Genomic DNA, 19,111 nt, shown 5'->3' with positions numbered 1-19,111 from the left:
GACGGCGAGATCCGCGACGGCCGCCACCACATGCAGGTCCGCGTCTATTACGAGGACACGGATTTCCCTGACTGGACGTTGTCGTAGTAGGCAGTACTGATCGTTCCCGTTTTGTCGCGGTCTTCTGAGAAAAGCTTCATGCTGAAAAGGGCAGCGGCGTTCAGGTACGGTGTGTACTCGTAGGGCATCCGCTTGCGCACCGGATGCACTATAATGCAGTCAACCAGGTTGCGGAAAGCGATGCGGGTTTCGATCGCCTTCGGATTTATTTTGAGCGCGGTGACCAGTCTCTTAGCCTCCGAGCGATATCGGTCACCGAACTTTGGATGATCGAACGGGATCACGTTTTCGCCGCCATTGCCCAGCAGTCGCAAGCGCTCCTCGACGGTTTCCCGTTCCACGTCGCATTCATCTATCCGCTTGACCAACTCATCCGGCTTGCGACGGCTGTTTGCGATCGCATATGATAAACGTTCGATCTCAGTGTTCAGCGCATGACGTCGACGCTCTAGGTTAGAGCGTTCGCTGTCCTTTCGCTGATCGCTCTTCCGCTCCTCCTTCCAAGCACGCATCGCCTCTTCAATGGCTTTCGGCGAAAGCAATCTTACTTTCATTTTTTCGGCAACATCGTTCAGTAGAACGTCCATATCAAAGCTGCGGGTATGCTCGCAGGTGCCTCGCTGATGCGCGTTGGCGCATGCGGCACGCGGGCCGCCATTCCGGGAGGATTGAGCGATTCGCATGCGGCCGTTGCAGACGCCGCACCGAAGAACTCCCGCAAGCGGGTGCTCGTTGTTGCGCGGGACCACGGGCCGGCGCCGCGGCTTACCGGTCGGCCCGAACATATGGATAGCGCGTTCACTGCGAACCTTCTGCGCGCTATCCCAGAGCGCTTGCGGAATAATCCGCAGCTCAGCGTTTTTGACGATGATGTGGCGCTCTTCCGGATTGCGGCGCTTCTGCTTTTTCTGCGTTTCCGGATTGAGAATTGTTGAGCGAACATTCCAATGTATCTCGCCGATATACAGCTCGTTGCCAATAATACCGCGACCATGACGACCGCCAGTAATGCATTGATGATTCCAGGTCGTGCGACCAACCTTGTTCTTGTGACGCGTGGCCCCAGGGGAGAGCACGCCTTCGCGGGTGAGATCGGCGGCAATATCTCGAGTTGAACGGCCCGACGTATACTCGATGAAGATACGGCGCACGATCTTCGCTTCGCTCTCATCGATCATCCGCTCGCCAGGCGCGCCCGGCTTCGGCCGATAACCATAGGCGTATGAGCCGGGAATTCTTCCGTTGTTGACAGCGTTATCATGCCCGCGCCGAACCTTGTCGGCGAGCTGCGGCTTGTAGATCGTATTGTAGAGGCTTGCGATGCTGATGTCGGTTGCGGTCGCATAAACGCCTTTCTGATCCATCAGCTCAACGCGGTTAAACTCAAGCACCTGCTTGAGTCGCTGGATGGTGGCGGGATCGCGCGACAGGCGGTCAAAATGCTCGACGATGATCACGTCAAAGTCATGCTTTCGCACACCGTTAAGCAATAGCTGATAGCCGTCGCGCGCATCTTCGGTAAGGCCCGACTTTGCAGCGTCAACAAATTCACCAACAACATCTAGGTCATTTCGTGCGGCGACCTTCCGGCAGAGTAATAGCTGACCGTCAATCGACGTCGCTTTTTGCATGTCGCTCGAATAGCGGGCGTATATCACGGCCCTCTTTTTTGGTGACGATGTCGCCATCCCGTTCCTCTATCGGCTGCCCTTTTTCATCCCGCGCAAGCTGCCGTCCGATGGCACGCGCCAGCTCAAGCCAAATTTCCTCATTGTCGGGATTGTCCCAACTTTGAGGATGGGAAGGATCAAGCGGTCGGATGATCGCCTTTTGCCCCCGAGGCGATCGGATTCGGGTACGCATTACAGAAAAGCCTTCACAACCTAACGCAAATTTCCATCGTGCGCTACGGCTAGGTGGCAAGGATCACGTGCGGCGTTCGCATCTTCCATTCCGAGATTTGATCGAAGCTTCTCTGTGAGTTTTTCGGCCGATCTAGATCGTCGTCCAGCAGCAGCTTGCGTCGGCAAGCGCGGTGACCCGATCACGACAAGGCTACAGATGACTTTTGCTTTTGTGCCGCTCATGGAGGTCTCGATCTGCAATGGCCAGTCCATTCATGTTGACTGCTGCAGTCGAGAATGAAAATGAGAGTTTTCAAGTGTCAGGCGCTAGCGTGTAGCTGCGAAGATTATCGTAGGTTGGAGGGGATTTGCTAAATAAGGCGGAGTAAGGATACTTGCGGGTGGGTGCCAAAAATGCGGTTGGGTCCAGTCCGGTGGAATGAAAGGCCGCCCGACCTCAGGAGATGAACGCAATGAAAAAAGTGAAGCGGAAAAGATGATCCCGCACTTGCTCGACAAGTGGGTTGCAGAGATAAAAGCTCCGTGGCCGCCCAACGGGCTGCACCATTACAGCTTCGGTTCGTTTTGGACGTGGATGGAAAACAACCATCGTCTCTACACGGAGTTTCGGGCGGTTCCGAATGCCCGCTACGTTACGGAGATGTGGTTCGACAAGCTCACCAAGCAGACGTGGCGCAATTAGCTTCCGCCTTCGCCCTCTTTCTTGGCGCGGGCCGCAGCGAGTTGTTCTTTGTATTTCGCCGCTTTCTCTTCGAGCTTTTTAATTTCCTGTTTGATGTGCTCGCTGCCTTCCAGTCCCGGCGAGACTTCAAGGATATCGTGCACTTCATAGACCACGACCGCCTCGCTTCTGGCCGTGCGTCCCGGAAGGGTTATGGTGTGGTCGTAGGTTCGCATATCCGGCCACATGCGTGACATCCGCACCGTGCCGCTCTTTCGGTATACGGAAATTCTAGCGACCTCGCCGTGCCGATCGATGCCGTAGATGCACCCGTCGTACTGCTCGACCACTTTCTTCCTCTTTGCCATCGTCAGTCCTCCAGCTCAGTCAGTTTGACGATCTTACGCTGGTCGTAGATCACGTACTGCCGGTCAAGGCGCTCGCACAAAGCGCCTTCACCTCGGCGGCGGTATTGAACCGGCCAGCGACCTCGATGCCCTGCTTCACCGCGAAACGCTCAATGTCGATCCAATGGGAGGATCAGTTCCGGTCATAGAATAGGATGGGGCTGGGCGCGCGCGGCCACATCATCTTGTGGACGAGGACGCGGAGCTGGTCGTTGTTGCCGACCTCGGAGAGTTCGCTGCCATAGCGCTTCTCGGCAGCTTCTTTCGCGGTGCTGGCCTCGACCTTCTGGTAGTCCCCTTCGGACAAAAGCCGCACTTGAAACGTAGACATGAGCTCCCCCTGGATCGTGGTATCCCTCTGTATGTAGGGAGCCGGAATACGAATGGGTAGGAAGCCCGTAGATTCCTGCGTGGCGACGGTCGTCAGCCTTTATGCGCCGTTGATTGTTTTCTCTAGGACGGCGATCCGCTTTAGAACGTCGTCGAAGGTCGGCGGTGGATCGTCAAACATCATCGGCGCCATCTTGCGATAATCAGCGCGTAGATCCGCGATTCGATCCGGATGCGGCGAGAGCCGCAGAGTACCGGCGCGGGCGGTATCATAGCTCGCCCATGCAGAGCGGAAAAATACCGACTTGTGATCGGCGACCTGTTTCAACAGATTGCCATCCTTCATCGCTTTCTTGCCCTCATCCGCGTCTGCCAACATCGCGAGGTCGTAGTAGTGCCGAGAAAAATATGGCGGAGTGGGAGATTGAAGGTCGCGGTGGTGTTCGGCATGAAGCGCCGTCGCTTTCTCCCAGAACGTGCGACGCAAGGATAGGACATCGACCGAACAAGAGGGAGCTTCGAAGAAGTCGGGAAACTCCTCCGAGGCGTAGGACATGATTTCCCGCTTTTCGGTCGGCCAGGGATCACCCCGGGCGCCAAACTCCAGCTTAACCCTTCTGCTCATATACGCGAAGCCGGCATAATCCTGCTCGGGCAAGCTCCTTGGATATTCAAAGATCAAGTTTTGCTGGTTACCGGGCTCTATACTCAGGGTCCAGGCCGCCTCTCCGGGGGGACCGAGCTCGCTTGCAATGACAGCAGTTAAGCGCGGCAGCACGACGGTGGCGATGTGCTTCTCGACGTCGGCGACCAGGTCGTCGATCAGTTTGTCCGCCTTCTTTCTCGACGATGCAGTCTCCGGATTGCGGTCACCCGCGTATCCGAGGTCAGCGCGATCGAATGAAAGGTCGATATCTTCCGAAAATCTACGGATCGCGCCGTAGACCTTCGAGAGAGAAGTGCCGCCTTTGAAGACGAGGCCTGGCGAACTTTCGCCCTGCATTCCGAAGAGCCGCTTCAGCGTCCAGCAGACCCAAAAATCCTTTTCGATGATGGCATTCGCTAGGCCGCGGGCCGCGCCCGTCTCGTTGAAGAGAGCGGCGCGGTCCGCTGCGGATAGAGTGGCGACCTTGTCCATGAGTTAGGCAGCCGTTCGCTCCAGGATCTGATCAAGTGCGGGTCGCATCCAGGCAGGTGCCTGCTTGATGCCGCTAGCGAGCGCACGCCGATCCGGCCCCTTCAAACGCGCAGCCGCTGCGTCGACCACGGCCGCGGCCGAGTCGGGTCCCAGATGGCGTAGCGCCTGAACGACGGTACCGGCCATGCTGCCGGGCGCGATAAGATGCTTGGGCGAAGCATGGCGGATGTCGACGGTTCGCTTACCGAGTACCACGCGCCGCGACGGACCGTCAGTCAGATACACGCTGCGCGCCGGTACTTGCGTGGACAATCCAAGCGCATTAGCCGCCTGAGCGCCCGTCATCTGGAGCTTCGATCCAGTCTCGCGCGCGAAGGCTCTGGCGACCGCATCGGGAGCCGGTGCCAAGTCGCCCAATCGCGCATGGACGCGGGGATAGTCGTAGAGACCATGAGCGATACGCCGAAGGCGCTTGTCCTTGCACAATCGGGACAGCGCCTGATCCACCGCAGCGCGGTTGCCGAAGCCAATGAAATCCGAAGGCGTGAACACGCTGCCCGGGCCTCTGGCCCGAACGTGTCTCAAGATTCTATTCGCTACCGAAATCATGGATCGTACTCCTTACCGTCAGAAAATAGACTAGATTTTTCTGACATGCAAGTCCTGTCGTATAGAGCAATCAATCAGCAAATTCAATTAGGTAAATAACCTACTTCCATGCAAGGGGTTCCAATTCAAATCGGCACCCCATGAACCGAACGTAACAAGAACAAATACCGCGCCCGTTCCAGGCGAAAAATGGGTTGTTGGCAGGCAGCGTTGTCGGAACCGTGGTGATCCGTTCGCTTGAAGCCGGCCACCCTCGTTTTCGGAACACCGCGATGTTCATGGCCCAGCTCGTCGGCGACGATTGCCTCCTGAGTGTCTTGATCCGGAAGAAGTCGGAAATGCCTGAGTTCGGCCACGAGCAGGAGCACACCCCGAGCCCCGAGCAGACCGACGTAGAACGTGACGAACCAGAAGTATCCCACGGCGTGTGTGGCCGCGGCCGACAAGGCATGTGACATGAAATAGAACGGCGCGACGGTGAGGATGAGATAGTCGGTCGCGAATCCCACGGGATGGGCCCCGACAGCGGGTGCTTCGTGTAGCGGATCTCTATAAATTTCGCGCTCTCGAAATAGAAGACGCCCGCGGTCACGACGAAGACGCCGGTCATTCCAGATTCAGAGGCCACAGCCAGAGAGGAGGCGTTCGCCGCGCCTGGGCCGTCATCAGCGTACGCAGATTCTCGATAGAGCCGTTGGCGACTACTCCGAAGCTCAATGCGAAGACCACGGCGAGCAGTCGCTTGAGGTTGGCGATGGTCCGCTCGCCTTGCCTGATCAGGTCGGCTTCGACCTTGGCCTTCTCCGTCGCTTCAGTCATTCCGCTCTCCGCGGCTCCGGCACCGGTCTATTTCGCTGGATTTTCAGATGCGGATGACCGTTTTGCGAAAAAAGTTGTTCTGATCACGAAATCTCGATCGCTATTGCGGCCGGACCGTGTAAACTGCTCCCCGCGCAGGGGAGCGGTATGGCGAATAAGCGTATCTTATTGATCGAACCGGGCTACAAGAACAAGTATCCGCCTTTAGGATTGATGAAGATAGCCCAGTATCATGGGCCCCGCGGCAAGCGCGACAACGTCAAGTTCATCAAAGGTGTCGACCGCTCCGTGATGCTCGAGCATTGGGACCGGATCTACGTCACGACCCTGTTTTCGTTCGAGTTCCCGAAGATCGCCGAAACCATCGATTTCGCCATCGACGTGGCGCATGGGCAGACGCAACGGATATTCGTCGGGGGCATCGCGGCATCGCTGATGCACGAGATGTTCCTGAAAGAGCCGCGATGGCGCGGCATAAGGTTCATCAAGGGATTGCTGGACCAGGTGCCCGCGCGCGCTCTCGGACTGAACGAGGAGGACGGCGACTTCTACGCGAACGACCTCGACGGAACGCCCATCGAGGACCTGATTCCCGACTACGACATCCTGGGGCAGATATCGAAGTACTACGTGTATCCGGTGCGCGACGCCTATTTCGCCTACGCGTCCCGCGGCTGCATCCGCAAATGCCACTTCTGCGGCGTGCCCAAGCTCGAGGGCGCGCAGCGCGACGCGACGCCGTTGACGAAATTCGTGCAGGACGTGGACGCGGTCTACGGTCCGCAACGCGACATGATCCTCATGGACAACAACGTGGTCGCCTCCTCGCGCTTCAAGGAGATCATCGCGGAGATACGCGATCTCGGATTCACGCCGGGCGCGAAGCTGGTCCGCGGCAACGACAGGGGTGTCCTGCGGCGGGTCGACTTCAACCAGGGCGTCGACGCGCGGATCCTGTCGAAAGACAGGATGTACCTCCGCGAGCTCTCCTCGATCTGCCTCAGTCCGCTGAGAATCGCGTTCGACCATCTCGGACTGAAGGGGCCCTACGAGACTTCGATACGCTACGCGCACGAGTTCGGGCTCAACGATCTCTCCAACTACATGCTCTACAATTTCCACGATTCACCGACCGATCTCTTCGAGCGCATGTATCTGAACGTACGTCTGAACGAGGAGCTCGGGATCCGCATCTATTCGTTCCCGATGCGCTATCAGCCGACAAATCTTCCCAATCGGACGTTCGTCGGAGAAAAGTGGAACAGGTACTATCTGAGATCCGTCCAACTCGTCCTGCAGGCCACGCACGGCGTCGTGTCCGGAGAGCCGGAGTTCTACAAGGCGGCGTTCGGCTCGACCGCCGCCGAGTTCGACAACATCCTAAGCCGGCCGCATCACATGATCTTCAATCGGCAATGGTTCGAGCGCTATGAGGGTCGCGGCGAGTTCGACGACTATCAGGCGGCGATGGCCCGCCTATCGACGTCGGAGAAGGCCGAGCTTCTGGCGTTCTTGTCGTCGCGCGGGCCGTCCCAATTCGAGCAGTCGCTGGGCGAATTGCCGAAGAACCTGCAGCGCGTCGCGCGCTTCTACGTACCGATGGAGCGCGCGACGGAATTGAAGGTCCGCAGCCTGCAGCAGGGAAGGAGAAAAACCGAGATCCTCGCCGACATCCGGCTGTCCAACGAGGAGATCGTCGAGGACGCGGGGCTCGACGAGCCGGATGCGGACGAATCCCGTCCCGCGCCGAAGCGCAAGCGCGCAAAGGAAGCAGCATGAACCAGATTCCGGCCTTGAAGGGTCAAGCCGCCAAGGGCGGAAACGAAGTTGCCGCCCACCATGTGCGCGTGGGAAAGGACGTGGTCGAACTGCTCACGTCCGGCATGTACGTGTCGCCCGTCTCGATCTTCCGCGAGTACGTCCAGAACGCCGCCGACTCCGTCGACGCTCTGCCGGGTGGTGCGGACAGGACGGTTTCGATAGAGTTCGACCACCAGGCCCGGTCCGTGACGATCCGCGACGGCGGCGCCGGCATCCGCTCGGCGGACGTGCTACCGGTGCTGCTCGCGGTCGGCGGATCGGCCAAGCGGGGAACGTCCGCGCGCGGATTCCGCGGGGTCGGACGTCTCTCTGGGCTGGCGTACTGCCGAGAGCTCGAATTCCGCACGAAGGCTGCGGGCGAAGGCATGATCACGTCCCTGAAATGGGATTGCCGGCGTCTGCGCGAGCTGTTGTCGCAGCAGTCCGGCATATCAGGTCTTCAGGAAATCATCTCAGCCGTAGTCTCGGTCTCGAGCGAGGCCACCGACGACCGCGCGGCACACTTCTTCGAGGTGCACCTGAGGGAAGTGTCGCGTCTGCGCAACGACATGCTTCTCAACGAGCATCTGTTGTCGCACTATCTTTCCCAAGTCGCCCCCGTTTCCTTCGCTCCCGAATTCTCGCTCGCCGCTACGATACAGAAGCGGCTTTCGGAACACGGTGCTAGGCGTCCGATCCGGCTCGTGGTCGCCGGCGAACAGGTGTTCAGGCCCTTCCGCGACGTCGTCGAGCAGCCAGGAAGCGACAAGTCGCTGAAGATCTCCGACATCGAATTCTTCACCATCGCCGACGTCGACGGCGAGGTGGGCGGCGTGGGCTGGCTCGGCCATCACGAATACGTCCGCAGCATATCGTCGACGTTGGGCGTCAGAGGCCTGCGCGCGCGCGTAGGCGACCTGCAGGTCGGAGAGGCGAATCTTTTCGACGAATGCTTCAAGGAGGCGCGGTTCAACGGCTGGACCGTCGGCGAAATCCACATCCTCGACCGCCGCGTCGTTCCCAATGCGCGACGCGACAACTTCGAGGCCAACCATCACTTCGCGAATCTTCTGGTCCAACTCGGCCCCGTTACGGCCAGGATCGCGTCGCGCTGCCGGATCTCCTCGGTGTCGCGCACGGCCGCGCAAATCGTGCAGAACGTGGTCGACGAGGTCGAAGGACGCCTGAAGGATAAGCGCCGCATCGACCGCAGCGACCTTTCGAAGCTGAAGGCCTCGCTGCTGCGCGCGCACGGCAAGTCCAAGCACATCGACGACGAGACCACGCGCGTCCGCCTCGTTACCAAGCTTACCAAGCTGCAGGCAAAGCTGTCGAAGGTCACGCCGCGGCGCGGACCGGCCGTGATGGCTCTCTCGGAGGCGTCACGACTCGTCACCAAGCTGGTCACCAACCGCGCCCAGGCCGAGAAACTGCTGCAGGAGCTCAAGAAGCTCTGCGACTGAAGGCGCCGGAACGCCTCCGGCTGAACGATCTGCGATTCTCCCGAGACGACCGAACGCCTCCTGCCGGAAGCGGCCGTACTTTCTTGCGTGCGCCGGCTTTATTGTGGCTGGCGCGACCATGCGAATCCACCTCCGACGCCGCATGAGGAAAGGCGCGCCTTGGCGAGCGGCAGTGCGCACTTGGCCGAATGCGATCGAGCTTCTCCGCGACCAAGGGTACATTGGCATCATCGATAGCCCGCTGTGGTTCCGCACGCCGGTTCCATGGAACAACTTGACTCCAGGCGCGCGTCTGGTACTGCTGGTTCAGTTCAGTATTGACATATATTTTGATACTGGGAGATTTAATGAATACCACGACGCACTTTTCTCTGATCGTGGCCGGCACCAAGGTACCGGTCACGCACGAATGGGTTCCCATCGGCGACATCCGTCTCAACCCGGACAATCCCCGCATCCGCTTCCTGATTAAACATCGGAAGAAGGGGAAGCCAATGACCCAGGCCCAAGTCCTCGATCTCATCCGGGAACAGGCCGCTTATCCCGGCCTCCAGAAGGCGATCCGCAAGGCGGGCGGTCTGCACGATCCGATCATCGTCGAGAACGGCGGCACGGTCGTCGAGGGCAATACCCGGGCGACCGTGATCATGACGTTGCACGACGGAAACCGCTCGGACGTTCGCTGGCAAGCGATTCCGATCGTCCGGCTTCCGCCCGACGTTCCAGAGCGGGCGACCGCGATGCTGATGGCGGCCTACCACGTGGGCGGGAAGACCGTCTGGCGTCCCTACGCGCAGGCCGATCAGCTCTTCCAGCTCCGCAACGTCCATGGCTGGACCATCGAGCAAATTTCGGACGAGACGCGGCTGTCGAAAGGAGAAGTGCAGCAGCATCTGGACGCCTACTCTTATCTCGTCGACGAGGTGCTGCCCCACGTCACAGACGGCGACGGCAGCGAGATTCTCGAATCGAAGTTCAGCCATGCCCTGGAATTCGTGAAGCGCAAGAACCTCGAGACGCTTCGAAAGGATCCGGAGGTCAGGAAGCGCGTCGCCAAGCTGCTGGTGGAGGACAAGATCAAAGGCATGGAGATGCGGGATCTCGACAAGGTCCTGACGAACAAGAAGGCGTCGACCGCGCTCAAAAAGAACGGCTTCGGCGCCGCCCGGAAGGTCCTGACCGAAAGCGATCCCGTGGCGGCCTCAAAACTGCTCAAGCAGGTGAAGGGGCTCGCGGTCGCGCTCTCGAAGATGGGCCAGGCCGACATCGCTCTGCTGAAGAAGTCGGCGAAGGCCCGGGCGGTGCTCACCGAATTAAACGAGGCGCTGCGGAGCGTCGCCTCGGTCGCCGGCGTGAAGGTTGGAGGCCGCAATGGCTAGAACGGAGCCGCGCCCGCCGGCGCCGGCGGCTGAGGTCGTCGTCGAGCGCATCGACGAGATCGTTCTCGACGGCGCGAAGGTCCAGGTCCGGGGTCAGGATCTCGATCTCGACAGCATACAGCTCGACCCGTCCAATCCTCGCGTCGCCAACACCGTCGCGGTGGGGAATTTCGGCTCGGGCGACGCCATGCAGCAAGGCCTGCGGGACATCCTCTGGTCCGATTCGGACGTCCACGACCTCTACCGGTCGGTGTTGGCGAACAGGGGCCTCATCGAGCGGATCATCGTCCGAAGCAACCACGTCGTGGCCGAAGGCAATTGCCGGACCGTGGTCTACCGAAAGCTGCGTGAGAACTTTCCCGACGATCCGGCCTGGCGGACGATCCCCGCACGCGTTCTTCCGGCCGACATCACCGACCGCCAGGTGGCCATGCTGCTCGGCGAGCTTCACGTCGGCGGCAAGAACGAATGGTCGCCCTTTGAGAAGGCCGGTCACATCCACAAACTCTTCACCCAGTTCGGAATGGTGCAGGAGGAGATCGCCAAGCTGCTCAAGACTTCCAAGACGGCGATCAACCACAACATCCGCGCCTTCGAGGCGATGAAGAACAGATATCTGCGCGCGTTTCCGGGGCCCGGCGCCGTGCGCAAATTCAGCTACTTCCTCGAACTCTACAAGAAGCCGGAACTCAGGGACTGGGTCGGCAAGTCGCCCGAGGCATTGGACGAATTCGTGCAATGGGTGGGCAAGAACAAGATCGCGCGGGGCGAGCACGTCCGCGAGCTCTGCGACATCGTGACCAACACGCGCGCCTTGGCGGCATTCGGCGAGCAGGGACGCGAGGCGGCCCTGAAGATCCTGAAGCACGACCGGCCGGAACTGAGTTCGCCGCTGTTCAAGCTGATGGTCGAGATGACCGCCGCGCTCGAAGACGCCCGTCTCGACGACATACAGCGCGTGCGCAAGGACAAGACCGGCGGGGCCCGGGCGATCGTGAAGAGCTTGGACCAGTCGCTGGCCCGTTTCGTGGACCTGTGCGACGGACTCGATTGAGAGGAGTGACCGACATGGCGACCTATACACGGAACATCCAAGGCCAGCGCGTGACGCTCACGCTGCTTGAGATCGATCCGGACGAGGTCAAGCTCGATCCCGGCAATCCGCGCGTCGGCTTCGCAATGCGCCAGCTCGATGGAGAGTTTCGCGGCGACGAGGCCTGCACGCTGCTCCTGACCAGCCAAGAAGATACCGAAGGACTGAAGCGTTCGATCATCCTGTCGGGCGGCGTCCAGGAACCGATCTATCTCAGGCACGACCTCAGCGTGGCGGAAGGAAACCGCCGCGTAGTCGCCATGCGGGCGGCCAAGGAGGAGCATCCGGACAATCCGGATTTCCGCAGGATGCCCGCCTGGCTGATTCCGGAGGACGTTCCGGAAGACGTGGTCCAGGATCTTCTCAACGAGATCCATCTCGGCTCCGTCCGGGGCTGGGCGCCCTACGAGAAGGCGCTGCAGATGCGGGCTTTGGTGAAGGGCGGTCTGATCGAGGCCGAAGTCGCCGAGCGATATCGGATGACGGCCAACGAGGTGCGCCAGCAGATCGACGCCGCGGAGATGATGGACCGGCTCTACTTCCCGATCACCGACGATCCCACCGCCGGCGAGCACCGCAGCAAATTCTCCTACTTCCTCGAATTCATCCGGAATGGACGCCTGCAGAAGCATTGCGATGCCCAGCCCGCTCTTCCCGGCCGTTTCGCCGAATGGGTGCGCGACGGCCGCATCGATACCGGCATGCGAGTTCGGCGCCTGCCGCGGATCCTCGACACCAAGGAGGCGGCCCGGCTTCTGGAGGTGGAAGGGTTCGACGCCGCCGAACAGTATCTGTCGGAAGTCGACCCGCGCGAGCAGGAGCTCTATCTGGTGCTGGAGCGGGCAGGTGCCCGGCTGCGCGACATGACCGTCGCCGAACTGGTGCAGGTCGGCGATTCTCCGGAGCGGCTTTCGATCCTCGTCGACCTGCGCTCCGCGCTCGAGGACGTCCTGGCCAACGTCGACCGAGTGATGCGTCCCAAGTCCGCCGCCGCGCCGGCGCGCAAGGCGTCGAGGTCACGCTGATGGCGCCCGGATCCGCCCACCAATCCCTGCTGCTGTGGGCCGCGCGACGCATGTCCGCCGATGGATTCAACTTGGGGGGCTTCGACTGCGAGGCCGAGCAGGCAGGTCATTGGAACGCGCTCCCGCCGCCCTTCCGGCTGCACGGCGTGCGCGCGGACGCCTGGGGGACCCGGGCGAGCGACGGGTTGATGGCGTTCGCGGAAGCCAAGACTGCGGGCGACATCGACAACTCGCATACGCGCGGCCAGCTCCGCGTTCTCGGCTTCGCGAGAACGCGGAAGTCGAAGCTGCGCTGTCCGCTGTATCTCGCCGTCCCGCGTTCCTGCGCCTACGCTCTCGACCGCGTGCTCGCCGACGTCGGCCTGCTCGGCGCGCGGCATCTGGTCCGGCTGCACGTTCCCGAAGCCATGATCGCGGGAAGGCGTATCCATGCCGCGTAAGGAGGACAAGAATCTCTCGCTGCCCCACCAGGCGGAAGGCACGGCGTTCCTCAGGGCGAACGAGCGGGCGGCTCTGTTCGACGAGCAGGGATTGGGGAAGAGCAAGCAGTTGATCGACGCCATCGCCGCCGAGATCGCGCACGGCGGACTGGCGGGCGCGCTGATCGTCTGTCCCAACGGATTAAAGTCCAATTGGGGCGCCGAGATCGAGGACTTCTGCAGCCTGCCCTATGCGATCTTCGGGTCCGGCCGCACGGCGAGGAGGACGGCGTTCGGCAGCCTGCGTTCCGCCTTCTACGTCATAAACTACGAGGCCGTCGACGCCGAACTGCCCTCGCTGCGCGCCCTGCTGCGCTTCAAGCCGATGGCGCTGGTCCTCGACGAGAGCCATCGCATCAAGACGCCCGATGCGCGCGTCACGAAGGCGGTGCTGCAGCTCCGCGCCGAAGCGAAGCGGCGGTACATTCTAACCGGCACGCCGGTGGCGAACAAGCCGGAGGATCTCTGGAGTCAGTTCCTGTTTCTGGACGACGGGAATTCGCTCGGCGCCACGTTCGAGGAGTTCAAGGCGCGCTATTGCGCGGCCGGCGGCGGCTACAAGGCGGTGTCGGACCTCAGGGACCGGGTGTCGTCCCTCTCCATAAGGCGCGTCAAGGAGGGCACGGTCGACCTGCCGCCAAAGCAGGTCCACCGCGTCTTCGTCGACATGGAGCCGCGGCAGGCGGCTATGTATGACGAACTGCGCAACGAACTCGCGCTCTGGGTGAGCGCGCTGGACGGCACCCAGGTGCTGAAGCAGGCCGAGGCGATTCTGGCGCGGCTGGTGCGCTTGGCCCAGTTGGCGTCGAATCCCGCCCTGATCGATGCGGCTTATGGAGGAGATCCATGCAAGCTGGTGGCACTCGACGCGCTGATGGAGACCCACCTGAAATCTTCACGACAGAAGGTGATCGTCTGGACCTCGTTCACCGACAACGTCGTGGCGCTGAAGCAGCGATATCGCGACCATTCCCCGGTGACGTTGTACGGAGCGATGTCCACGCCCGAACGTGACGACGCGGTGCGCCGGTTCAGGCGCGATCCCGAAGTCAGGATCATGATCGCGAATCCGGCCGCCGCCCGCGAGGGCCTGACGCTCACGGAGGCCAACGTCGCCATCTACGTCGACCGCACGTTCAATCTCGTCGACTACCTGCAGTCCCAGGACCGGATCCACCGGATTTCTCAGGCTCGACCCTGCGAGATCATCCTGCTCATCGCCAACGCGAGCGTCGACGCGTTCATCGATTTCAGCCTTGAGCAGAAACATCGGCTCGCGAAATACGCCCAGAGCGATTCGCACGAAATCGCACCCGCCGATCTCTCGCTGGAGAAGCCGGACGTGCTGAAAGCGCTGATGTGGCCAGAAAGCGACGTTCACGAAGGGACCGGCTGACCCGCCGGCAATCGCATGCTGACGTTCGACAACAACTGGCGTTTCGATAGCCCGGGCGCGATCGAGCCCGGCGTGTCGAACGCTTTCTCCGATCTGATCAACCGGATCTGCGGTCAGGGCGACCGTCACTCCATCCTGGAGCATTTCAAGTCGAGGTTCGCCGCAGCGGCAGGCGTTCCGCACCACAGGAGCAGCAACGAGAGCTGGGCGGCGACCGACCTCGAGCGCGTCATGGACGAGGCGGCCGCGAACGCGCCGTTGTTCATCGAAGCTTTCTACGACGCCTGCCAGGACCTCGGCCGTCGGCACGAGAGCATGGTCGTCCCCGACGCCGCGCGTATCAATCGCGTACTTGGGGAGAATGGCGCGGGCTACGAAATACGTCTGCCCGATCTCGTCGCCACTGCGCATCACGAAGCGATTCCGGTGCCCGAAAGGCCTCTCGCCCTCGAGGCAGAGGCGCAGAGGCTGATCGAGGAATCTCTAAGGACTTCCGACCGGGCGCTGGCCGAGGGCAGGGGCCGTCAGGCCGTCCAGGAGCTGTTATGGCTCCTGGAGACGATCTCCACTGCGTTTCGCGGCAACGAGACGCCGGACGGTTCGGTGCAGGGCCGGTACTTCAACAAGATCGTCGGCGAACTCCGCCGAAGCGGGCGCGGCAGCCATCAAGAACAGATCCTGACCTGGATGGTCGGCCTCCACGGCTTCCTCTCGTCGCCGACCGGCGGCGGCGTGCGCCACGGGGTCGATCTCAGGGAGGGCGCCGCAGTCAAGATCAACGAAGGCAGGCTGTATTGCAATCTCATCAGGAGTTACATTTCGTATCTGATCTCCGAGCACGAACGGATGGCCCAGGAGGCGGGCCGGTCGCGCTCGCGATGACGAAGGTACGGTGTTGCGATGCACGAGCTTCCGGACCATATCCCGACGGCGCAGATCCTCCTCGACCTCTCGACCGAGGAGCTTGGCGCCCGCCTGCTCTTCCTGATGAGGGAGCGGAAGCGCGGAGCCTATTGGCATCTCGGGGCCTTTAAGATCGAGGAACTCGAAGATGAATTGAGGGAGCGTCCGGCGCACGAACGGCCGGGCTATCCCGACGAGACGCATCGGGACGTCGTGATCGCGCTCCGCGAGGCCTGGTCATGGCTTGAGGCGAACGGCCTGATCATTCCCGATCCCAACGGCGCGCTTGCGGGGATGAAGCGTCTGAGCAGGCGTGCGCGCGCGATCGAGGATTCTTCGGCGCTCGCGAACTATGTTCTGGCGCGTCGCGTACCGAAGGAGTGGTTGCATCCGAGCATGGCGGACGTCGTCTGGGGCGCGCTCATGCGCAGAGAATTCGACAGTGCGGTCTTTCACGCGATGAAGGCTGTCGAGGTCGCAGTGCGCGACGCCGCGGGCCTTTCGCCGGCCGATATCGGCGTCAAGCTCATGCGTGAGGCGTTCGCCCCGGAGAGAGGCAGGCTCACGGATCTGCAGAGCGAACGGGCCGAGCAGACTGCGCGCATGGAGATGTTCGCGGGCGCTGTCGGCTCCTACAAGAATCCGCTTTCTCATCGCGACGTACAGCTCGCCGACGCCTCCGAAGCCGTGGAGATAATCCTTTTCGCCAATCACCTGCTTCGGATCGTCGACCGACGCGTCAAGGCCACGGCCCCCAATCCGCCCAACTGATCCGGCGGATAGATCGGCCCCTGCGGGAGCTGACGAAGGAAAGCGTCTTCCTCACGAATTTTTGCCGGATCGCGTCCCGGCGCGTGGCGCCCTTCGTCATTGCAGGTCGTCTTCCGCCGGCCCGTTCGCCGGCCATCGTCAATCGGGCAGGTACCGATGGTTCGGGATCACGGGATTTCGCTCCTCGATATGCTCCCGAACCAACTCGTGCACGCGGCGAACGAATTCGACTTGGTCTCTCGAAAGAGGGCCTTTTTCGGCGTGATGGGTGATCTGCCGAGCCTTGTTGATCTTCATTATCCACCGGACGAGATCGGCCTTCTTTCCCTTACCGTAGAAATTATAGAAGTCTTTGAACATTTCCCAGTTGTCGTCGTACTGGATGATTTCGCTGTAGTTTATCAGGTAGAGATACCGCCACCGCTCGCGTTCGCCGTCGCTCTCGTTGTATTGCTTGTCGCACTCGTTGCGCACGTTCTTTGGAACGCCTTTCAGCCACCAAGCATCGCTGGCTTCGCCGAACTTGTCCTTGAGCGCTCCCAGCACGTCGTCGAAGAGTATCCGGTTGATCTGATCGATCATTTCTCGGGCTTGTTTCGTGCCCTCGGCATCCTGGCTTTCGATATAGCTTCTCACCTCCGCGACATCGAACGCAGGCAGCGCGTCGTGGATGATCGCCATCATCTGCAGACAGTTCTGATCGACGCTTTGCAGGGAGCTGCCTCGATTCCGGAAACGTGTGATGTCCGCCGCGTCCGCGGACGCGAAGTACTTGATAAGCGGCGCGACGTACCGGCCGACCCGCTCGACGATGTCTTCGGCGTCAAGTGTCGGGGCACGAACGTCGTCGGTGCGTTCGACGAACGCGATGAGCCTGCGGAAGAGTTGCGTCAGCGCCCGCAACCCGAGGTTCGTGCAGATGTATCCGCCCTTGTCGTCGCCCAGTGCCCATTGAGCTTCGAGGCCGGACGCGAACAGGGAGAAATACGCCGCGAGAGCCTCGGTCGCCTTGTTCATGGTAAGCTTGGGATCCACCGACGGCTCGGCCAGGGGACCGGCCAGGATCATCGCCGGACTACCCTTCGTTCCCTTGTGAATGGAGCCCAGCAGGTTGTTCTCCGCGATGCCGTCGGCGAGTGAAGTCAACGTCAGACAGCGGTAGTGGCTCTTCTCCTGCGCGACGGTGAGGATCCGCTCCTTGATCGGCGAATTGGAGTACGAATCCAGCCTGAGAGCCACGCGGGCGCAGAGCGCGTCGAGCCGCTTCTTCGGATCCGGATCGTCCACGTTGAGGCTGGAGACGATTTCGTTGACGAGGTTGCGCGAGACCTTCACCTGTTGCGTGTTGATGTCGACGAACATCTCGATCTCGTCGCGGACGGGCAGGTTCTCGTAGGCCAGGACTGACACCACCGACCGGTCTTCTTCTGCGGCGCGCTGGGCGTGCGCGTAGCCGTACAACCGATGCTGGCCGTCGATGACCCAGGCCGAGCCGTATTGTCCGGGCAGGCTGAGCGTGCCGAAAGACGTATCGTCGAACGATTCCTTGCGGTCGAACTGAAGGTTCTCTCGTTTGAAATTGACGACTATGTTGGTGGGAAAGGTCCCGCCCTCGTCGATGTAGCGGCCTATCGCATTGAGCCGGGACGGCTTCACCATGCGCTGATAGGTGTCGAGGTCGTCGTTGGAGGCCTTCGCCATGTGGCTGACGTAGCAGATGCGCAGCAGGTCGTGGGGAGAGATGAGGAAATTGTAAAATGTCCTGCGGCCCACGCGGCCCTGCGTAGCGGGCACTTTGAGCTTCAGTCCCTCGACCTTTTCCCCCTCGAAGTAACGTCCGAGGAACTGATAGCGGGCGGCCGTCTTCAGGATGTCCGTGAGGCGGTTGAAGTACGAAAGGTCGTCCTCCGTGATGATCGGTATTCCGGCGTTTCCCGCCCTTGTCCTGTCCGACTCCCGCCACTCCATATTGCGGGTGGCGATCGCGAACTTCACCTTCAGCTTCTTGGTGCGGCCGTAATGGGATTGCACCGCTTTCAGGACCTCCTCGCGGATCGCAGCGATCTTGTCGAGAAGCGATTTCACCGACTTGGATCCGCCAATCTGGGAATGGGTGCATTCGACGATGAAGACGGTCTCGTCATCCTTTGCGAAGACATCCAACTGCCGCGGGGGCGTGTTAGGACCGGCCTGGATCGCGAAATTCCGGTCGAAATTGAGTTCCTTGAACCCCATTCGATAGAGCAGCGACCAGACGTCGTCCTCGAGCTGCCGGTCGGCGGGTTTGTCCTTGGCCAACCGGACCGACCTTTGGTTTCTCCGAACGACGCGCCAGCCGTCGGCCTCTTCTCCGACTACCTTCATGTCGAGCGATTCCTTGCTCGAAGCGGAAACGGTCTTTTCATCGAAAGTTTTGGATTTCGCGGCGTAGACGGGTTTCAGAGCTTCGCCGTTCAACAAGCCGGTCAGAACTTGAGGCATATTTAGGTGCCACCCCTAGTGTCGGAAATGCATTGTAAAACGGTAGCAGGATGCGATCGAGATCAAGTATCGGTTGTGCCGCCGTCCACAGCCAATTCGTCGGATGCTTCTGGCGCCGAGCGTTGGACTAAAGGCGTTTGCTCGTCAGCGGAGAGGCATTGGCACGAGGAAGCCGATGCTGGCCGCAACTACGAGAGATTGGGCTCGCGCGCCTGGAGGCCCCGCCGCTTGCGCGCTTGAGAAGCGGGCGTCTCCCTTCGGGACCGGGCTGTCGGCTTCGCTGAAACCCCGGCTTCCGCCGGGTTTTCCCCCTTTCGGGCTTCGATCCCTGACGCGGTGTTTGCGGCTTCGCTCAGCCGCTTCGTAACCCGTCATCGGCGCTGAGGCAGCGCCAAGCGAGAGGAAGAGTGCGGGCCGATCTGGCCATGACGG

At 61.0% G+C, this 19,111-nt stretch carries 19 protein-coding genes; 10 read left to right on the top strand and 9 right to left on the bottom strand.

What is annotated here, in order from left to right:
* Window positions 1-47: 47 nt before the first annotated feature.
* Together AC1RQP_RS11275 and AC1RQP_RS11270 are read right to left on the bottom strand one after the other, a co-directional pair.
* Window positions 48-1,691: a recombinase family protein gene (locus AC1RQP_RS11275; RefSeq protein ID WP_492936977.1), complete on the bottom strand. Its 1,644-nt coding sequence runs from the start codon at window positions 1,689-1,691 to the stop codon at window positions 48-50.
* Window positions 1,669-1,923, bottom strand: a complete 255-nt coding sequence (locus AC1RQP_RS11270; RefSeq protein WP_492936976.1) for a hypothetical protein — start codon at window positions 1,921-1,923, stop codon at window positions 1,669-1,671. Before AC1RQP_RS11270 ends, AC1RQP_RS11275 begins: the two co-directional genes overlap by 23 nt.
* 420 nt (window positions 1,924-2,343) lie before the next feature.
* On the opposite strand from AC1RQP_RS11270, the gene AC1RQP_RS11265 reads away from it, so the two are divergent.
* Window positions 2,344-2,607 (top strand): hypothetical protein, encoded by a 264-nt coding sequence (locus tag AC1RQP_RS11265; protein ID WP_492936975.1) that lies wholly within the window; start codon window positions 2,344-2,346, stop codon window positions 2,605-2,607.
* Here AC1RQP_RS11265 and AC1RQP_RS11260 read toward each other — a convergent pair.
* From AC1RQP_RS11260 to AC1RQP_RS11235, 6 genes are all read right to left on the bottom strand, one after another.
* Window positions 2,604-2,954: a hypothetical protein gene (locus AC1RQP_RS11260; RefSeq protein ID WP_492936974.1), complete on the bottom strand. Its 351-nt coding sequence runs from the start codon at window positions 2,952-2,954 to the stop codon at window positions 2,604-2,606. The genes AC1RQP_RS11265 and AC1RQP_RS11260 overlap by 4 nt on opposite strands.
* Window positions 2,955-3,126: 172 nt before the next feature.
* Window positions 3,127-3,324 carry a hypothetical protein gene (locus tag AC1RQP_RS11255; protein WP_492936973.1) on the bottom strand — a complete coding sequence of 66 codons (198 nt, stop codon included), beginning with the start codon at window positions 3,322-3,324 and terminating at the stop codon, window positions 3,127-3,129.
* A 99-nt stretch (window positions 3,325-3,423) separates the two neighbouring features.
* The gene (locus tag AC1RQP_RS11250; protein WP_492936972.1) at window positions 3,424-4,461 is read right to left on the bottom strand and encodes a nucleotidyl transferase AbiEii/AbiGii toxin family protein; all 1,038 of its coding nucleotides are present in this window, start codon (window positions 4,459-4,461) and stop codon (window positions 3,424-3,426) included.
* A gap of 3 nt (window positions 4,462-4,464) precedes the next feature.
* Window positions 4,465-5,070, bottom strand: a complete 606-nt coding sequence (locus tag AC1RQP_RS11245) for a DUF6088 family protein (RefSeq protein WP_492936971.1) — start codon at window positions 5,068-5,070, stop codon at window positions 4,465-4,467.
* A 125-nt stretch (window positions 5,071-5,195) separates the two neighbouring features.
* On the bottom strand, window positions 5,196-5,579 hold the full coding sequence (locus tag AC1RQP_RS11240) for a hypothetical protein (protein ID WP_492936970.1): 384 nt from the start codon (window positions 5,577-5,579) through the stop codon (window positions 5,196-5,198).
* 97 nt (window positions 5,580-5,676) lie between these two features.
* A complete protein-coding gene (locus tag AC1RQP_RS11235; protein WP_492936969.1) occupies window positions 5,677-5,889 on the bottom strand; it encodes a hypothetical protein in 213 nt (70 codons plus the stop codon).
* 213 nt (window positions 5,890-6,102) lie between these two features.
* Here AC1RQP_RS11235 and AC1RQP_RS11230 point away from each other — a divergent pair, with 213 nt between their 5' ends.
* The 9 genes from AC1RQP_RS11230 (at window position 6,103) to AC1RQP_RS11190 (ending at window position 16,198) form a co-directional block, all read left to right on the top strand.
* Window positions 6,103-7,668 (top strand): radical SAM protein, encoded by a 1,566-nt coding sequence (locus AC1RQP_RS11230; protein ID WP_492936968.1) that lies wholly within the window; start codon window positions 6,103-6,105, stop codon window positions 7,666-7,668.
* Window positions 7,665-9,152, top strand: a complete 1,488-nt coding sequence (locus AC1RQP_RS11225; protein WP_492936967.1) for an ATP-binding protein — start codon at window positions 7,665-7,667, stop codon at window positions 9,150-9,152. The genes AC1RQP_RS11230 and AC1RQP_RS11225 overlap by 4 nt, the downstream gene beginning before the upstream one ends.
* Window positions 9,153-9,499: 347 nt before the next feature.
* Window positions 9,500-10,531: a hypothetical protein gene (locus AC1RQP_RS11220; RefSeq protein WP_492936966.1), complete on the top strand. Its 1,032-nt coding sequence runs from the start codon at window positions 9,500-9,502 to the stop codon at window positions 10,529-10,531.
* Window positions 10,524-11,585, top strand: a complete 1,062-nt coding sequence (locus tag AC1RQP_RS11215; RefSeq protein ID WP_492936965.1) for a hypothetical protein — start codon at window positions 10,524-10,526, stop codon at window positions 11,583-11,585. The genes AC1RQP_RS11220 and AC1RQP_RS11215 overlap by 8 nt, the downstream gene beginning before the upstream one ends.
* Before the next feature lie 14 nt (window positions 11,586-11,599).
* On the top strand, window positions 11,600-12,649 hold the full coding sequence (locus AC1RQP_RS11210) for a hypothetical protein (protein WP_492936964.1): 1,050 nt from the start codon (window positions 11,600-11,602) through the stop codon (window positions 12,647-12,649).
* On the top strand, window positions 12,649-13,089 hold the full coding sequence (locus AC1RQP_RS11205) for a hypothetical protein (protein ID WP_492936963.1): 441 nt from the start codon (window positions 12,649-12,651) through the stop codon (window positions 13,087-13,089). Before AC1RQP_RS11210 ends, AC1RQP_RS11205 begins: the two co-directional genes overlap by 1 nt.
* Window positions 13,079-14,524 (top strand): DEAD/DEAH box helicase, encoded by a 1,446-nt coding sequence (locus AC1RQP_RS11200; RefSeq protein ID WP_492936962.1) that lies wholly within the window; start codon window positions 13,079-13,081, stop codon window positions 14,522-14,524. Before AC1RQP_RS11205 ends, AC1RQP_RS11200 begins: the two co-directional genes overlap by 11 nt.
* A 15-nt stretch (window positions 14,525-14,539) precedes the next feature.
* The gene (locus AC1RQP_RS11195; RefSeq protein ID WP_492936961.1) at window positions 14,540-15,406 is read left to right on the top strand and encodes a hypothetical protein; all 867 of its coding nucleotides are present in this window, start codon (window positions 14,540-14,542) and stop codon (window positions 15,404-15,406) included.
* Between the two features lie 234 nt (window positions 15,407-15,640).
* Complete coding sequence (locus AC1RQP_RS11190) at window positions 15,641-16,198, top strand: TIGR02391 family protein (protein WP_492936960.1); 558 nt, start codon at window positions 15,641-15,643, stop codon at window positions 16,196-16,198.
* 138 nt (window positions 16,199-16,336) lie between these two features.
* On the opposite strand, the gene AC1RQP_RS11185 is transcribed toward AC1RQP_RS11190, so the two are convergent.
* Window positions 16,337-18,658 carry a DGQHR domain-containing protein gene (locus AC1RQP_RS11185; protein WP_492936959.1) on the bottom strand — a complete coding sequence of 774 codons (2,322 nt, stop codon included), beginning with the start codon at window positions 18,656-18,658 and terminating at the stop codon, window positions 16,337-16,339.
* Between the last annotated feature and the right edge of the window lie 453 nt (window positions 18,659-19,111).

The sequence above is a fragment of the Bradyrhizobium sp. GW821-FHT13H06 genome (assembly GCF_058803975.1).
The sequence above is the reverse complement of the archived record's forward strand: the minus strand, read 5'-3'. Positions and strand labels throughout refer to the sequence as shown.

Bases quoted from the DNA above. Each gene is read 5' to 3' on its own strand.
- AC1RQP_RS11275 (WP_492936977.1), bottom strand. From the start codon at position 1,691: ATGCAAAAAGCGACGTCGATTGACGGTCAGCTATTACTCTGCCGGAAG.
- AC1RQP_RS11200 (WP_492936962.1), top strand. From the start codon at position 13,079: ATGCCGCGTAAGGAGGACAAGAATCTCTCGCTGCCCCACCAGGCGGAA.
- AC1RQP_RS11260 (WP_492936974.1), bottom strand. From the start codon at position 2,954: ATGGCAAAGAGGAAGAAAGTGGTCGAGCAGTACGACGGGTGCATCTAC.
- AC1RQP_RS11270 (WP_492936976.1), bottom strand. From the start codon at position 1,923: ATGCGTACCCGAATCCGATCGCCTCGGGGGCAAAAGGCGATCATCCGA.
- AC1RQP_RS11195 (WP_492936961.1), top strand. From the start codon at position 14,540: ATGCTGACGTTCGACAACAACTGGCGTTTCGATAGCCCGGGCGCGATC.
- AC1RQP_RS11250 (WP_492936972.1), bottom strand. From the start codon at position 4,461: ATGGACAAGGTCGCCACTCTATCCGCAGCGGACCGCGCCGCTCTCTTC.
- AC1RQP_RS11210 (WP_492936964.1), top strand. From the start codon at position 11,600: ATGGCGACCTATACACGGAACATCCAAGGCCAGCGCGTGACGCTCACG.
- AC1RQP_RS11220 (WP_492936966.1), top strand. From the start codon at position 9,500: ATGAATACCACGACGCACTTTTCTCTGATCGTGGCCGGCACCAAGGTA.
- AC1RQP_RS11205 (WP_492936963.1), top strand. From the start codon at position 12,649: ATGGCGCCCGGATCCGCCCACCAATCCCTGCTGCTGTGGGCCGCGCGA.
- AC1RQP_RS11230 (WP_492936968.1), top strand. From the start codon at position 6,103: ATGAAGATAGCCCAGTATCATGGGCCCCGCGGCAAGCGCGACAACGTC.
- AC1RQP_RS11225 (WP_492936967.1), top strand. From the start codon at position 7,665: ATGAACCAGATTCCGGCCTTGAAGGGTCAAGCCGCCAAGGGCGGAAAC.
- AC1RQP_RS11215 (WP_492936965.1), top strand. From the start codon at position 10,524: ATGGCTAGAACGGAGCCGCGCCCGCCGGCGCCGGCGGCTGAGGTCGTC.
- AC1RQP_RS11235 (WP_492936969.1), bottom strand. From the start codon at position 5,889: ATGACTGAAGCGACGGAGAAGGCCAAGGTCGAAGCCGACCTGATCAGG.
- AC1RQP_RS11265 (WP_492936975.1), top strand. From the start codon at position 2,344: ATGAAAGGCCGCCCGACCTCAGGAGATGAACGCAATGAAAAAAGTGAA.
- AC1RQP_RS11255 (WP_492936973.1), bottom strand. From the start codon at position 3,324: ATGTCTACGTTTCAAGTGCGGCTTTTGTCCGAAGGGGACTACCAGAAG.
- AC1RQP_RS11245 (WP_492936971.1), bottom strand. From the start codon at position 5,070: ATGATTTCGGTAGCGAATAGAATCTTGAGACACGTTCGGGCCAGAGGC.